The organism is Massilia rhizosphaerae, assembly GCF_016093545.1.
Taxonomy (GTDB): Bacteria; Pseudomonadota; Gammaproteobacteria; order Burkholderiales; family Burkholderiaceae_D; genus Telluria; species Telluria rhizosphaerae.
Genome location: NZ_JADKYX010000009.1, coordinates 162821 through 177669, shown reverse-complemented (window position 1 = coordinate 177669; position 14849 = coordinate 162821). Strand labels below are relative to the sequence as shown.

The following is a 14849-nucleotide window of genomic DNA, read 5'->3' as shown; positions in this document are numbered from 1 at the left end:
GTCGGTCGTGATGAGTGAATCGGTGGATGACGCTGGAGCGTTATTTGCGCATGCGGTAGTCCTCGCACACGGTGCTGGCGCGCACGATCAGTTCGACGGGCGCCACCTGTTCCAGCGGCGGGTCCTGCGGGCCGCGCAGCAGCAGCTCGACGCCCAGCGCGCCCAGCTCCTTCTTGTTGATGCGCAGCGTCGTCAGCGGCCGGTGGCCCAGCACGGCGCCCGGGATGTCGTCGAAGCCGACGATCGAGATATCGTGCGGCACCGTCTTCCCGGCCGCGAGGCAGGCGCGCATCGCGACGAGGGCGGCGGCGTCGTTGTAGCAGAACACGGCGTCGGGCGGGTGCGGCTGGTCGAGCAGGGCCTGCATCGCCTCGTAGGCGCCCGTCTCGAGGTCGATGCCGTCCGGCAGGCACGTCTCCAGGCGCGGATCGGCCAGCATGCCAGCCTCGAACAGCGCCTGGCGGTAGCCGCGGTTGCGCTCGCGGATGCTGTAGTGGCCGAGCGAACCGGAGATCATGCCGATGCGCTCGCGGCCCAGCGAGATCAGGTGCCGGGTGGCGAGATAACCCCCCATGTGGTTGTCCGGATTGACGGAGCTGTAGCCGCGCAGCTTCATGTCGATGAGGACGAGGGGCTTGCCGCTGGCGCGCAGGGCGTTCAGCAGCTCGGGTTCGAAGAAGCCGGCGCACACGATGGCGTCCGGCGCGTGCATGCGCAACTGCTCCGTGACGCCGTCGGCCGGGCCGACCGCCATGAACGACAGTACGATGCCCTGCTTGCGGCAGGCTTCCTCGGCGCCGTGCAGCACGGGCGAATAGAACGGGCTGCTCGCGGCCGTGTTGTGCTGGCGGTGCAACAGGAACGTGAGGCGGCGGATGCGCTTGCGGCGCAGTTTGCAGAAGTCGTACCCCAATTCGTGGGCTGCCGACAACACCATCTGGCGCGTGCTTTCCGTGAGCCCCGGCTCGTTTTTCAGGGCGCGCGAGATCGTCCCGGCCGAGACGCCGGCATACTTGGCCAGGTCGCGGATCGTGACCGGCGCGGGGCTGCCGCCCGCTGGGGTGAGTGAGGTGTCGGGGTTCACACTGTCTCCGATATCGTTGCCGCGAGCGCCAGTGGCGTCGCTTGTCTGATTGGAGTCTTGCATATCGAAATCGCCTTGGTCAAACGCGAACTTGCACTTCAAGTCAAGTTTAGTCGGCTTTACTAAACAGCGGTTTGACCGGTATATTCTCAATTTAAGAAACCGATTTCATAAGAGGGAGGGGCGTGTTTAGTGACGACCGACTAAACTCGTCCCGGAATCGCTCGTCGCGTTTGACCCTTCCAGTCTGCTTATGCAGAATGTTTTTTACAAAAAAGTTACTGTTTTATAAGTTAGCGGTAACATCTCAAGGAGACCTGCATGGAACGTGCATCACCGGCCGCAATCGAGCCTGCCGACCGGGCCCAGCCCACGAACTACACCTTTCCCCTCACCGTCGTCACCGCCCTGTTCTTCATGTGGGGCCTCCTGACGTCGCTGAACGACATCCTGATCCCGCACCTGAAATCGGTCTACAACCTGACGTACGTACAGGCGATGATGGTGAACCTGGCCTTCTTCAGCGGCTACTTCCTGCTGTCGGTCCCGGCCGGCGCGCTGATCCGCCGCATCGGCTACAAGGCCGGCGCCGTGGTCGGCCTGGCCGTGTGCGCCGTCGGCGCCGCGCTGTTCTACCCGGCCGCGACCAGCGTCTACGCGCTGTTCCTGTTCGCGCTGTTCGTGCTGGCCGGCGGCATCACCATCCTGCAGGTGGCCGCCAACCCCTACGTCACCGTACTGGGTGCGCCGGCCACCGCGTCGAGCCGCCTGAACCTGACCCAGGCGCTGAACTCGTTCGGCACCTTCGTTGGACCCCCGATCGGCGGCTACCTGATCCTGTCGCACATCTCGACGGTCGCCGATCCGAACCACATGACCGCCGCCGAGAAACTGGCGCAGGCGCAGGCCGTGCAGGGTCCGTACCTGGGCCTGGCCGCCACGCTGGCGATCCTGGCCATCCTGTTCGCCGTGATCCGCCTGCCGATCATCCGCGACGAGGACACCGGCTCGGTGAGCGGCGGTTCGATCCTGAAGCGCAAGCGCCTGATGCTGGGTGTGCTGGCGATCTTCGTGTACGTCGGCGCCGAGGTCAGCATCGGCAGCTTCCTGATCAACTACATGGGCGATGCGTCCATCGCCGGCTTCACGCCCGAAGTCGGTGCCAACTACGTCGCCTACTATTGGGGCGGCGCGATGGTCGGCCGCTTCATCGGTTCGGCCGTGATGCGCACCGTCAGCCCGGGCAAGGTCCTCGCGTTCAACGCCGCGGTGTGCATCGCGCTGCTGGCCGCGACCACGTTCGGCCATGGTCACTTCGCGATGTGGGCCGTGCTGGCCGTCGGCCTGTTCAACTCGATCATGTTCCCGACCATCTTCAGCATGTCGGTGCATGAACTGGGCCCGCAGACCAGCCAGGGCTCCGGCCTGCTGGTGATGGCCATCGCCGGCGGCGCCGTCGTGCCGGTGATCCAGGCCCAGGCCGCGGACGCCATCGGCCTGCAGCCGTCGTTCCTGATCCCGGCCGTCTGCTACGCCTACATCCTGTACTTCGGCGCGAAATACGCCCGCATGTACGTGGACGTCAAGGCCGTCTGACCCGACCCGTGCCGCCGCGTGCTTGCCACGCGGCGGCGTTGCATCGCACACTATAACGATTGACCCCCTAGAGAGCTCCGTCCATGCGTTTCCGTCACCTCACCCTCGTTGCGGCATTGGCCGCCGCCTTCCCCTTGTTCGCATCCGCCGCAGACGCCGCGGCCCCGGCCCAGCAGCCGTGGATGAACCGTTCGCTGAGCGCCGACCAGCGCGCCGAACTCGCCGTGAAAGCCATGACCCGCGCGGAAAAACTGCGCTGGGTGTTCGGCTATTTCGGCACCGCGTTCGCCCCCAAGGGCACGACGCCGCCGAAAGCCGCGATCCCCTTCTCCGCCGGCTACGTGCCGGGTAACCCGCGCCTCGGCCTGCCGGACCTGTGGGAAACGGACGCCGGCCTCGGCGTCGCCACCCAGGCCACGCCGACCCCGCGCGAGCGCACGCAGTTGCCGTCGGGCCTCGCCACGGCGTCGTCGTGGGATCCGCAACTCGCCTACGCCGGCGGCGCGATGATCGGTTCCGAGGCGCGCGCCTCCGGCTTCAACGTGATGCTGGCGGGCGGCGTGAACCTGATGCGCGACCCGCGCAACGGCCGCAACTTCGAATATGCGGGCGAGGATCCGCTGCTGGCCGGCACGATCGTGGGCCATGCCGTCAAGGGCATCGAGTCGAACCACGTGATCTCGACCGTCAAGCACTACGCGCTGAACGACCAGGAAACGGGCCGTAACGAACTGGACGTCCACATCGACAAGGCCGCGTCGCGCATGTCCGACCTGCTCGCGATGCAGCTCGCGCTGGAGCAGTCCGACGCCGGCTCCGTCATGTGCTCGTACAACCGCGTGTACGGCACCTACGCCTGCGAGAACGACTACCTGCTGAACGAAGTCCTCAAGAAGGACTGGGGCTTCAAGGGTTACGTGATGTCCGACTGGGGCGCGACCCACAGCACCGTGGAAGCCGCGAACCACGGCCTGGACCGCGAGTCGGGCCAGGAATTCGACAAGTCGCCGTACTTCGGCGCCGCGCTGGCGGAAGCCGTCGAGAACGGCCACGTGTCGGAAGCGCGCCTTACCGACATGGCCACGCGCATCGTGCGCGCCATGTTCGCCAAGGGCGTCGTCGACAATCCGGTGACGCAGGGCGGTCACATCGACTTCGCGAAGAACGGCGCCGTCAGCCGTACGACCGAGGAAGAGGGCATCGTCCTGCTGAAGAACGACAACCGCGTGCTGCCGCTGGCCAAGGACGTCAAGACGATCGCCATCATCGGCGGCCATGCCGACGTGGGCGTGCTGTCGGGCGGCGGTTCGTCGCAGGTGTATCCGGTCGGCGGCATGGCCGTGAAGGGCCTCGAGCCGAAGTCCTGGCCGGGCCCGGTCGTGTACCACCCGTCGTCGCCGCTGCGTTCGATCCAGGCGCTGGCGCCGAACGCGAAGGTCGTGTACGACGACGGCCTTGACCCCGCGCGCGCCGCGCGCGTGGCCGCGCAGGCGGACGTCGCGCTCGTGTTCGCGACGCAGTGGATCGGCGAGGCGAACGATGCGACGTCGCTGTCGCTGCCGGATAACCAGGACAAGCTGATCGACAGCGTGGCCGGCGCCAATGCCCGCACCGTCGTCGTGCTGGAAACGGGCGGCCCGGTCGCCATGCCGTGGGTCGCGAAGACGCCGGCCGTGCTGGAAGCCTGGTATCCGGGCACCAGCGGCGGCGAAGCCATCGCGCGCGTGCTGTTCGGCGCCGTGAATCCGTCGGGCCACTTGCCGGCCACGTTCCCGGTCTCCGAGCAGCAGCTGCCGCGCCCGAAACTGGACGGCGATCCGAAACAGCCGGACCTGCGCTTCACCGTCGACTACAAGGAAGGCGCGGCCGTCGGCTACAAGTGGTTCGACGTCAAGGGCATCAAGCCGCTGTTCCCGTTCGGTCACGGCCTGTCGTACACGACGTTCTCGTACTCCGGCCTGGCGAGCCAGGTGAAGGGCGGCCGCGTGCACGTGCGCTTCAAGGTCACCAACACGGGCAATGTCGCGGGCAAGGACGTGCCGCAGGTGTACGTGGCGCCGCTCGCCGCCAAGTGGGAAGCGCCGAAGCGCCTCGCCGCCTGGGACAAGGTCGCGCTGCAGCCGGGCGAGTCGAAAGAAATCGACGTCGTCGTCGAGCCGCGCATCCTCGGCATGTTCGACGAGAAGTCCAAGACCTGGCGCATCGCCAAGGGCAAGTACAAGCTGGTGCTGGCCGAAGACGCCGCGGGCACGAACGCGACCAGCGTGACGGTCGACCTGCCGGCGTCCGTGCTGGACGTGCGCGGCCGCCCGCAGCGCTGAGTGTTACCTTCCCGCCGCCCGCCGTGCCGGCGGGCGGCGCATGACCGACCATAACGACGCTTCCCGAGAGGCGCGAGGAGACTACATGCAACGCAAGTTCGGCAAAATCGCCGTGGCCGCGGCCCTGCTGGCCGCCGGCACCATCGGATTGGCCCACGCGGCCGGCGCCAGGAAGAGCGGCTTCGTGGCCGTCAAGGACAGCCATTTCGAACGCAACGGCCAGCGCTACATGATCGCCGGCGCCAACTTCTGGTACGGCGGCTATCTCGGCGCGCCGACTGGCGTCGGGCAGCGTGCCCGGCTCGTGAAGGAGCTCGACCGCCTCAAGGCCCTCGGCATCAACAACGTGCGGGTGCTGGCGGTGTCGGAAAAGACCGCGATGAAGAGCGCCGTCAGCCCCGCCACGACGAGCGCGCCCGGCCACTACGACGAACATCTGCTGCAGGGCCTGGACTTCCTGATGGCCGAACTGGCGAAGCGCGACATGACGGCCGTGCTCTACCTGAATAATTTCTGGCAGTGGTCCGGCGGGATGACGCAGTACCTGAACTGGTTCACGGGCTCGCCCGCGCACGACCCGAACGTGAGCAAGGACTATGAGCGCTTCATGGCGGAGAACGCGACGTTCTACACGAACGCGCGCGCCCAGGACGAATACCGCAACGTGATCGCCAGGATCGTCCAGCGCACGAACACCGTGACGAAGAAGCCGTACCGCGACGACCCGACCATCCTGTCGTGGCAGCTGGCGAACGAACCGCGGCCGGGCAACAGCAAGGCGACGCCGCAGGAAAAGGCGACGTACGTGAAGTGGGTCGCGGACACCGCCCACTACATCCGCTCGCTCGACGGCAACCACATGGTCAGCACGGGCAGCGAGGGCCTCGCCGGCTCCGCGCAGGACGCCCAGCTTTACCTCGACGCGCACCGCACGCCGGACATCGCCTACCTCACGTTCCACCTGTGGCCCGCGAACTGGGGCTGGTTCGACCCGAAGAAGCCGGACGCCACGTGGGACGGCATGATGGAGAAGGCCAGCCACTACCTGAACGTGCACGTCGACTACGCCAAGCAGCTGGGCAAGCCGATCGTGCTGGAGGAGTTCGGCCTGAACCGCGACGGCGGCGCGTTCGACATCAAGGCGTCGACCAAGGTGCGCGACCGGTTTTATGACGCGGTCTTCACGACGCTGGAGAAGCGCGCGGCCGCGGGCGACCCGGTCGCCGGCTGGAATTTCTGGGCCTGGGGCGGCGCGGGCCGCGCGGCCAATGCGGATTACTGGTGGAAGCCGGGGAACGATTTCGTCGGCGATCCGCCGCAGGAAGAGCAGGGCTTGTATTCGGTGTTCGACAGCGATGCGAGCACACTCAAGTTGATCGCCGACCACGATAAACGACTGAAGACGATAGGAGCCAAGAAATAATGAAACGTAGCGCGAACCTGATCCTGGCCGCAGCCATCGCGGTGTCTCCCGCCGCCGCGTGGGCGCAGAAATTCGACGGCCTCGCGGCCACGCCGCAGATGGGCTGGAACAGCTGGAACAAATTCGCCTGCAACATCGACGAAAAGCTGATCCGCGAAACGGCCGACGCGATGGTCAAGCTGGGCCTGAAGGATGCCGGCTACCAGTACATCAACATCGACGATTGCTGGCAAGGTACGCGCGACGAACACGGCGACATCCGCCCCGACCCGCAGCGCTTCCCGTCCGGGATGAAGGCGCTGGCCGATTACGTGCACGCGCGCGGCCTCAAGCTGGGCATTTATTCCGACGTCGGCAACCACACCTGCGGCGGCCGTCCCGGCAGCCGCGGCCACGAATATCAGGATGCGAAAACTTACGCCGCCTGGGGCGTCGACTACCTGAAGTACGACTGGTGCGAAAGCGACGGCCTGAGTGCCGTCGGCGCCTACACGACGATGCGCGACGCGATCCGCGCCGCGAACCGCCCCGTCCTGTTCAGCATGTGCGAGTGGGGCAGCAACAAGCCGTGGGAGTGGGGCGCCAACGTCGGCCACTCGTGGCGCACGACGGGCGACATCTATCCGTGCTGGGATTGCGAAAAGAGCGCCGATACCTGGTCCAGGTGGGGCGTGATGCGCATCCTCGACATGCAGGCGGGCCTGCGCAAATACGCGGGGCCGGGACACTGGAACGACATGGACATGCTGGAAGTCGGCATGGGCATGACGGAAGACGAGGACCGCGCCCACTTCTCGATCTGGGCGATGATGAACTCCCCGCTCATCCTCGGCAACGACCTGCGTTCGATGCCGGACTCGGTCGAGAAGATCATCGGCCGGCGCGAGGTCATCGCCATCAACCAGGACCCGCTGGGCGTGCCGGCGCTGCGCTTCTGGAAGCAGGGTGCCGTCGAACTGTGGGCCAAGCCGCTGGCCAACGACGAGTGGGCGTTCATGGTGCTGAACCGCGGCGAATCCGCGCTGCCGCTGCACTACGACTGGAAGCAGAACGTGATCGACGACGAGGTCTTCAAGCACCAACTCGACTTCGGCAAGGCCACCTGGCGCTGGACCGACGCGTGGACCGGCAAGACGGGCGACACGAGCCGCCGCCTCGACGCGACCGTGCCCTCGCACGGCGTCCTGCTGCTGCGCCTGAAGAAGAAAGGCGCCTGATGCGCCGGCCGCTCGTCGCCGCGTTGCTGGCCTGGTGCGCGGCGGCGCCGGCGGCGGCGGACCAGACGATCGCCGCCGCCGACGTCCACGTCGCGCGCATGGGCCGCACGGCGGCGGATGCCGGCGGCACCGTGCGCTTCGGCTATCCCGGCGTGACCTTTGTGCTCGCCGTCGACGGCACCCGCCTCGCCGTCGATGCGGCGGGCAGCGCCAACAGTCTCGTCGACGTGATCGTGGACGGCAAGCCGGCCGCCACGCTGCGCCTGTCGCCGCACATGCAACGCTACGACGTGTTCACGCATGCGGCGCCCGGTGTGCATCGCGTGGAACTCGTGCACCGCAGCGAGACGTGGCTCGGGGTGGTGTCCATCGCGCGTTTCACGGCCGACGGCCGGTTCCTCGCCGCGCCCGCGCTGCCGCGGCGCCGCATGCTCGTGCTGGGCGACTCCGTCACGTGCGGGGCCGACATGGAACGGGGCGCCGGCGACAAGGACACCCCGGACTGGTGGAACCCGCGCCTGTCGTACGGCATGCTGGCCGCGCGCGCGCGCGCGCTCGATGCACAGGTGCAGCTGGTCTGCTACGGCGGCCGGGGTCTCGTGCGCAGCTGGAACGGCCGCACCGACGAGTTGCAGCTGCCCGCGTTCTACGATCTCGCCATCGCCGACGCCGCGCATCCGGTCGCGTGGCGGCAAGCGGATTACGATCCCGACCTGGTCGTCGTCGCGATCGGCACCAACGATTTCAATCCCGGCATTCCGGACCGTAAGTCGTACGTGGACGCGTACACGGCGTTCCTGCGCCGCGTGCTGCGCGACCATCCGCACGCACGGATCGCGCTGACGGAAGGCGCGCTGCTGGACGGCGACAAGAAGGCGGCGCTGATCGGCTATCTGAAGGAAGTGCGGGCCCGCGTGGCCGACGACCGCGTGCACCTGCTCGCGCCGGCGGCGCACCAGCCGGGGGATGCCGTCAACGGGCATCCGACGACGGCCCAGCATGCGGCCATGGCGGCGGAGATCCTGCCGCAACTGCGCCGGATCGCGGCCTGGTAGGGCAAACGCCCGTCAAACGATGGGAAGCGCCGTCGTTTCCTTGATGCGCTGGAGGGCGAAGCTCGATTTGACGTCCAGCACGGCCGGGTGGCGCAGCAGGGTGCCCATCATGAAGCGCGAGAAGTGGTCCATGTCTTCCACGTGCACGCGCAGCAGGAAATCCATCTCCCCCGTCATCGCATAGCAGGCCACGACTTCCGGCCAGGTCGACACGGCCTGCGCGAAATCGAAGCGGGGCGACGTGGCCGGCACGCGCGCGTTCGCCACACCTTCGCTGTGTTTTTCCAAGCGGACATTTACGTAGGCCAGCAGGCCCAGTCCCAATTTGTCGGGATCGAGCAGGGCGACGTATTGCCGGATGACACCGGCCTCTTCCAGACGTTTGATGCGCCGCAAGCAGGGGGACGGCGACAGGCTGACGCGCTCGGCCACGTCCTGGTTGGACAGGCGGCCATCCGACTGGAGGATGGCCAGGATTTTGCGATCGGTTTTATCCAGCTCGATTTTTGACATGAATTCTCCTCAGGACTCCCGCGAGTCGCAATTTTATTGCGCAAATCGTCCGACGGGGGGAATTCATTGAAATTTAATGCTGGTGGCACAGGTCTATACTTCCCGAACGATACTTCTACGTAGGGTGGGCTCCCCGAGCCCACCGTGATGTCCACGTGCCGCATGCGTTTGGTGGGCACGGGGTGCCCACCCTACGGATGCGCTCGCTGCACAAAACAATAAGAAAGCGCAAAACAAATAATTGGAGACACGCATGAACGCCCCCCTGGACCGCAGCCAGCTGGAACCGCTACCGCCGCACGACATCACCCTCGACGACAAATGGACGCTCGAGCGCGGCCGCGCCTTCATGACGGGCACCCAGGCGCTGATCCGCCTGCCGATGCTGCAGCGCGAACGCGACCTCAAGGCCGGCCTGAACACGGCCGGCTACATCACCGGCTACCGCGGCTCACCCGTCACCCAGGTCGACCAGACGGCGTGGAAGGCGAAACAGCACCTGGAAGCGCACCACGTCCACTTCCACCCCGGCATGAACGAAGACCTGGCCGCGACCGCCGTCTGGGGCACGCAGCAGACCAATCTGTTCAAGGATGCGAAGTACGACGGCGTGTTCGCCATGTGGTACGGCAAGGGCCCCGGTGTCGACCGTTGCGGCGACGTCTTTAAACACGGCAACAACGCGGGCTCGGCGAAGAACGGCGGGGTGCTCGTGCTGGCGGGCGACGACCACGCGGCGAAATCGTCGTCGACGGCGCACCAGTCCGACCACATCCTGCACCACTGCGGCATCCCCGTGCTGTACCCGTCGTCCGTGCAGGAATACATCGACTACGGCCTGCACGCGTGGGCGATGAGCCGTTACAGCGGCCTGTGGGTGTCGATGAAATGCGTGACCGACATCATCGAATCGGGCGCCGTCGTCGACCTCGACCCGGACCGCGTGCAAACCATCCTGCCGGCGGACTTCGAAATGCCGCCGGGCGGCTTGAACATCCGCTGGCCGGACGCCGTGCTGGACCAGGAAGTGCGCATGAACCACTACAAGTGGTATGCCGCGCTGGCCTATGCGCGCGCCAATAAGCTCAATCGGATCATCTGGGACAGCCCGGCGCCCAAGATCGGCATCATCACGGCCGGCAAATCCTACCTCGACACCCGCCAGGCGCTGGCCGACCTGGGCATCGACGAGGAGGCGGCGCGCGACATCGGCCTCAGGGTCTACAAGGTCGGCATGACGTGGCCGCTGGACTCCGTCGGCGTGAACGAATTCGCCCGCGGCCTGGACGAGATCCTCGTCGTCGAGGAAAAGCGGCAGGTGCTGGAATACGCGCTGAAGGAAGAGCTGTACAACCTGCCGGACAGCGAGCGGCCGCGCGTCGTCGGCAAGTTCGACGACGCCGGCGAGTGGAGCGTCAAGAACCGTTCCGGCCAGGGCGACTGGCTGCTGTCGGCGAACTACGAGCTGAATCCGGCCCAGGTCGCGCGCGCGATCGCGTCGCGCATCTCGCACTACTGCGCCGGCCACCCGGTCGAGCAGCGCGTGAAGGAACGCATCGCCTTCCTGGAAGCGAAGGAACTCGTCCTCAAGAACATCCCGAAGGCGAATCCGGAAACGGACCGCATCCCGTACTTCTGCTCCGGCTGCCCGCACAACAGCTCGACCAAGGTGCCGGAAGGCTCGCGCGCCATGGCCGGCATCGGCTGCCACTACATGGTGCTGTGGATGGACCGCGAAACGTCCACGTTCACGCACATGGGAGGCGAGGGCGTCACGTGGATCGGCCAGGCGCCGTTCACGGGCGAAAAACACGTGTTCGCGAACCTCGGCGACGGCACGTATTACCACTCGGGCGTGCTGGCGATCCGCGCGTCGGTCGCGGCCAAGGTCAACATCACGTACAAGATCCTCTACAACGACGCCGTCGCGATGACGGGCGGCCAGGTGGTCGACGGTCCGCTCGATCCGGCCAGGATCAGCCGCCAGCTGGCGGCCGAAGGCGTCAAGCCGATCGTCGTCGTCACGGACGAGCCGGAAAAATATCCGGCCGATTATCCGTGGGCCGAGGGCGTCACCGTGCGCCACCGGTCGGAACTGATGGACGTGCAGCGCGAACTGCGCGAGATGCCGGGCGTCTCGGCCATGATCTACGACCAGACCTGCGCGTCCGAAAAGCGCCGCCGTCGGAAAAAAGGCGCGTATCCGGATCCGGCCAAGCGCGCCGTGATCAACGAAGCCGTGTGCGAAGGCTGCGGCGACTGCTCGAAGCAGTCGAACTGCCTGTCCGTCGAACCGCTGGAGACGGAGCTGGGCCGCAAGCGCCAGATCAACCAGTCCTCGTGCAACAAGGATTTTTCGTGCGTCACCGGGTTCTGCCCGAGCTTCGTCACCGTGGAAGGCGGCGGCCTGAAAAAGCCCAGGAAGGCCGCGACCAATGAGGCGGCGCCGCCTGCTCTGCCGATGCCGGCGATCCCGTCGACGGCGACGCCGTTCGGCATCCTCGTCACCGGCATCGGCGGCACCGGCGTCGTGACGGTGGGCCAGATCCTCGCGATGGCCGCCCACGTCGAGAACAAGGGCGCCCTCGTGCTGGACATGAGCGGTCTCGCGCAAAAGGGCGGCCCCGTGATGTCGCACGTGCGCCTCGCCGACCGCCAGGACGCGCTGTACTCGACCCGCGTCGGCACCGGCAACGCGGATCTCGTGATCGGCTGCGACCAGATCGTCACCGCGAGCCGCGACGCGCTGTCGCGCATGGGCGAGGGCCGCACGTGGGCCGCCGTCAACGCGACCGGCGCCACCACCGCCGCGTTCATCAAGAACCCGGACTGGCAATTCCCGGCCGAAGGCTCGCGCGGCGCCATCGTGCAGGCGTGCGGCGAGAACAACGTCGACTTCATCGACGCCGGCCACATCGCCACCGCGCTGCTGGGCGACGCCATCGCGACCAATATGTTCATGCTGGGCTATGCGTTCCAGAAGGGGCACGTGCCGCTGCAGGAAGCGTCGATCCTGAAGGCGATCGAGTTGAACGGCGTCTCGGTCGGCTTCAACAAGGCCGCGTTCAACTGGGGCCGCACGGCCGCGCACGACTTGCCGTCCGTGCAAAAACTCGTGACGCCCGCGAAGGTGATCGAGTTCAAGCGCGCGCAATCGCTCGACGACCTCGTCAAGCGCCGCGTCGAACTGCTGACCGCCTATCAAAACGCCGGCTATGCGGCGCACTACAAGGCATTCGTCGACCGGGTCCGCGCCGCGGAGGACAAGCTGGGCAAGGGCACGCGGCTGACGGAGGCCGTCGCGCGCTACCTGCACAAGCTGATGGCTTACAAGGACGAGTACGAAGTGGCGCGCCTGTACACGGATCCGGCGTTCATGGCCAAGATCGACGGCATGTTCGAAGGCGACGTCACACTGAAATTCCACCTGGCGCCGCCGCTGTTCGCGAAGAAGGACAAGGACGGCCACCTCGTGAAACAGGAATTCGGTCCGTGGATGATGAAGGCCTTCGGCGTGCTGGCCAGGCTGAAAGGCCTGCGCGGCACGGCGCTCGACCCGTTCGGCCGAACGGCCGAGCGCCGGATGGAGCGCGCATTGATCGACGACTATCGCGTCACCGTCGAGGCTCTGCTGCCCAAGCTGGCGGCCGAGAACCTGGCGCAGGCGGTCGCGATCGCGAGCGTTCCGGAAGACATCCGCGGCTTCGGCCACGTCAAGGAGCGCAACCTGAAGGCGGCCAAGCGCAAGGAAGCGGAACTCGTGTCCGCCTTCCACGCGGGCGGCGTCACCCGCGCCGCGTGAGCGAGGCCGCCCCCTGCCGGCATCGCACCGGCAGGGGGCGTTGTCGCGTCCTGCCAACTGTTACAGTTGGATGTGTTTGACGAGGCAGGCGGCCTCTATAATCGGACGCATGACCTCGCATTCCGCCCCCGGTGTTTCGACCGCGTTTCCCCGCCTGCTCGCCTGCGCGGTTGCCGCGCTGTTCACGCTGGCCGCCTGCGGTGGCGGCGGCGGGAATCCGTCCATCGGCGGCCCGGCTCCGGTCGCCAGCGATCCCGGCACGACGCCCACGACGCCGGCCGACACCGCGGACCCGATCCCGGCCGACTACATGAGCTACCAGAACCTGTGCGCCGCACCGCGCACGGGCGTCGATGCCGAGGGCTTGCCGTTCCCGGACCGCCAGGGCACGCTGCAGGACGAGATGAAATTCCTGCGCGGCTGGAGCGACGCGACCTATCTCTGGTACAGCGAAATCCCGTCCACCGTCCACATGACGGACTATACGAACGCGCTCGACTATTTCGCGGCCCTCAAGACGCCCGCGCTGACCGCGTCGGGCAAGCTCAAGGACCGTTTCCATTTCACCTACACGACGGCGGAATGGGATGCGCTCACCAATGCGAGCCAGGACACGGGCTACGGCGTGACCTGGTCCGTCAATTCCACGGCGGCCCCGCGCACCTGGCTCGCCGCGATCGTCGAGCCGGGTTCGCCCGCCGCCACGGCCGGCATCCAGCGCGGCGACCTGCTGACGGCCGTCGACGGCATCGACTTCATCAACACCGACGACGAGGACCAGGTCGCCAAGCTGGGCGCGGGCCTGTCGCCGGACACGGCGGGCGAGCACCATACGCTCACGCTCCGGCGCGGCGACAAGACGTTCGACGTCGCGCTGACGTCGGCCGTCGTCACCACGACGCCCGTGAAGAACGTCAAGGTGTTCGACACGGCGGCCGGCAAGGTGGGTTATCTGAGTTTCGAGGACCACAACGGCGTGTCCGAGCTGCAGTTGATCAACGCCGTCACGACCCTCAAGAACCAGGGCGCGACCGACCTCGTGCTCGACATGCGCTACAACGGCGGCGGCCTGCTGTACGTCGCCAGCGAACTCGGTTACATGATCGCGGGACCGATGTCGGCCGGCAAGACGTTCGAGCGCGCGATCTACAACGACAAGACGGCGGCCGACGCCCCGATCCCGTTCCGCAACACGGCCTTCGGCTTTTCCGCGCCGCGTAACATGGCGTTGCCCTATCTGGGCCTGAAACACGTGACGGTGCTGACGACGTCCGACACGTGCTCGGCCAGCGAAGCCGTGATCAACGGCCTGCGCGGCGTGGACGTCCAGGTCGACCTCATCGGCGGCACGACGTGCGGCAAGCCCTACGGCTTCGTACCGATGCCCAACTGCGGCACGACGTATTTCACGATCCAGTTCAAGGGCGTGAACGCGAAGGGCTTCGGCGATTACCCGGACGGTTTCGCCCCGACCTGCACCGTGCCCGACGACATGGCGCACGCGCTGGGCGACCCGGCCGAGGGCATGCTGGCCGCCGCGCTGTCCTACCGCGCCACCAACGCCTGCCCGGCAGCGGCGACGGCGCGGGCGCGCGGCGTGCCCATGCACCTGGCGCGGTCGCAGCTGAAGGAAATCGCGATCTATCCGCCCAAGACCCGGTAGGCGGGCAGTCGAGGCCGGTTGAATCGGCGGCGGCACATGCACGCGGTCTGATCCTGCGCAATCGCCGTCGATTCCGTTGCAACCGCCGCCCGCGGCGCCACTCTCAACCCATGTGTTTTGGTTGAAGGAGCGTGCCATGGACAAGATTTTTCATCGTTCCCGTGAACGAAGGCGA

The 14849-nt window shown here is 66.8% G+C and carries 9 protein-coding genes; 7 read left to right on the top strand and 2 right to left on the bottom strand.

Annotated features, from left to right (window positions below; translation table 11 throughout):
* Nucleotides 1-40: 40 nt before the first annotated feature.
* Nucleotides 41-1084 (bottom strand): LacI family DNA-binding transcriptional regulator, encoded by a 1044-nt coding sequence (locus tag ISF28_RS15350; RefSeq protein WP_370663440.1) that lies wholly within the window; start codon nucleotides 1082-1084, stop codon nucleotides 41-43.
* A 321-nt stretch (nucleotides 1085-1405) separates the two neighbouring features.
* Between ISF28_RS15350 and ISF28_RS15345 the strand changes: the two genes are divergently transcribed.
* The 5 genes from ISF28_RS15345 (at nucleotide 1406) to axe2C (ending at nucleotide 8696) form a co-directional block, all read left to right on the top strand.
* Complete coding sequence (locus tag ISF28_RS15345) at nucleotides 1406-2680, top strand: sugar MFS transporter (protein WP_198118035.1); 1275 nt, start codon at nucleotides 1406-1408, stop codon at nucleotides 2678-2680.
* Nucleotides 2681-2763: 83 nt separating this feature from the next.
* On the top strand, nucleotides 2764-5001 hold the full coding sequence (locus ISF28_RS15340; protein ID WP_198118034.1) for a glycoside hydrolase family 3 C-terminal domain-containing protein: 2238 nt from the start codon (nucleotides 2764-2766) through the stop codon (nucleotides 4999-5001).
* Between the two features lie 85 nt (nucleotides 5002-5086).
* A complete protein-coding gene (locus tag ISF28_RS15335; RefSeq protein WP_198118033.1) occupies nucleotides 5087-6424 on the top strand; it encodes a glycoside hydrolase 5 family protein in 1338 nt (445 codons plus the stop codon).
* A complete protein-coding gene (locus tag ISF28_RS15330) occupies nucleotides 6424-7641 on the top strand; it encodes a glycoside hydrolase family 27 protein (RefSeq protein WP_198118032.1) in 1218 nt (405 codons plus the stop codon). The genes ISF28_RS15335 and ISF28_RS15330 overlap by 1 nt, the downstream gene beginning before the upstream one ends.
* Entirely contained in the window at nucleotides 7641-8696 is a 1056-nt protein-coding gene (axe2C, locus tag ISF28_RS15325) for a bifunctional acetylxylan esterase/glucomannan deacetylase AxeC2 (protein ID WP_198118031.1), read from the top strand. Before ISF28_RS15330 ends, axe2C begins: the two co-directional genes overlap by 1 nt.
* A 12-nt stretch (nucleotides 8697-8708) precedes the next feature.
* On the opposite strand, the gene ISF28_RS15320 is transcribed toward axe2C, so the two are convergent.
* A complete protein-coding gene (locus ISF28_RS15320; protein ID WP_198118030.1) occupies nucleotides 8709-9209 on the bottom strand; it encodes an Lrp/AsnC family transcriptional regulator in 501 nt (166 codons plus the stop codon).
* Nucleotides 9210-9462: 253 nt separating this feature from the next.
* Here ISF28_RS15320 and ISF28_RS15315 point away from each other — a divergent pair, with 253 nt between their 5' ends.
* Nucleotides 9463-13011, top strand: coding sequence for an indolepyruvate ferredoxin oxidoreductase family protein (locus tag ISF28_RS15315; protein ID WP_198118029.1), 3549 nt, complete (start codon nucleotides 9463-9465; stop codon nucleotides 13009-13011).
* A 109-nt stretch (nucleotides 13012-13120) separates the two neighbouring features.
* Nucleotides 13121-14674, top strand: coding sequence for a S41 family peptidase (locus tag ISF28_RS15310; protein ID WP_198118028.1), 1554 nt, complete (start codon nucleotides 13121-13123; stop codon nucleotides 14672-14674).
* The last annotated feature ends 175 nt before the right edge of the window (nucleotides 14675-14849 follow it).

Bases quoted from the DNA above. Each gene is read 5' to 3' on its own strand.
- axe2C (WP_198118031.1), top strand. From the start codon at position 7,641: ATGCGCCGGCCGCTCGTCGCCGCGTTGCTGGCCTGGTGCGCGGCGGCG.
- ISF28_RS15330 (WP_198118032.1), top strand. From the start codon at position 6,424: ATGAAACGTAGCGCGAACCTGATCCTGGCCGCAGCCATCGCGGTGTCT.
- ISF28_RS15320 (WP_198118030.1), bottom strand. From the start codon at position 9,209: ATGTCAAAAATCGAGCTGGATAAAACCGATCGCAAAATCCTGGCCATC.
- ISF28_RS15315 (WP_198118029.1), top strand. From the start codon at position 9,463: ATGAACGCCCCCCTGGACCGCAGCCAGCTGGAACCGCTACCGCCGCAC.
- ISF28_RS15345 (WP_198118035.1), top strand. From the start codon at position 1,406: ATGGAACGTGCATCACCGGCCGCAATCGAGCCTGCCGACCGGGCCCAG.
- ISF28_RS15340 (WP_198118034.1), top strand. From the start codon at position 2,764: ATGCGTTTCCGTCACCTCACCCTCGTTGCGGCATTGGCCGCCGCCTTC.
- ISF28_RS15310 (WP_198118028.1), top strand. From the start codon at position 13,121: ATGACCTCGCATTCCGCCCCCGGTGTTTCGACCGCGTTTCCCCGCCTG.
- ISF28_RS15335 (WP_198118033.1), top strand. From the start codon at position 5,087: ATGCAACGCAAGTTCGGCAAAATCGCCGTGGCCGCGGCCCTGCTGGCC.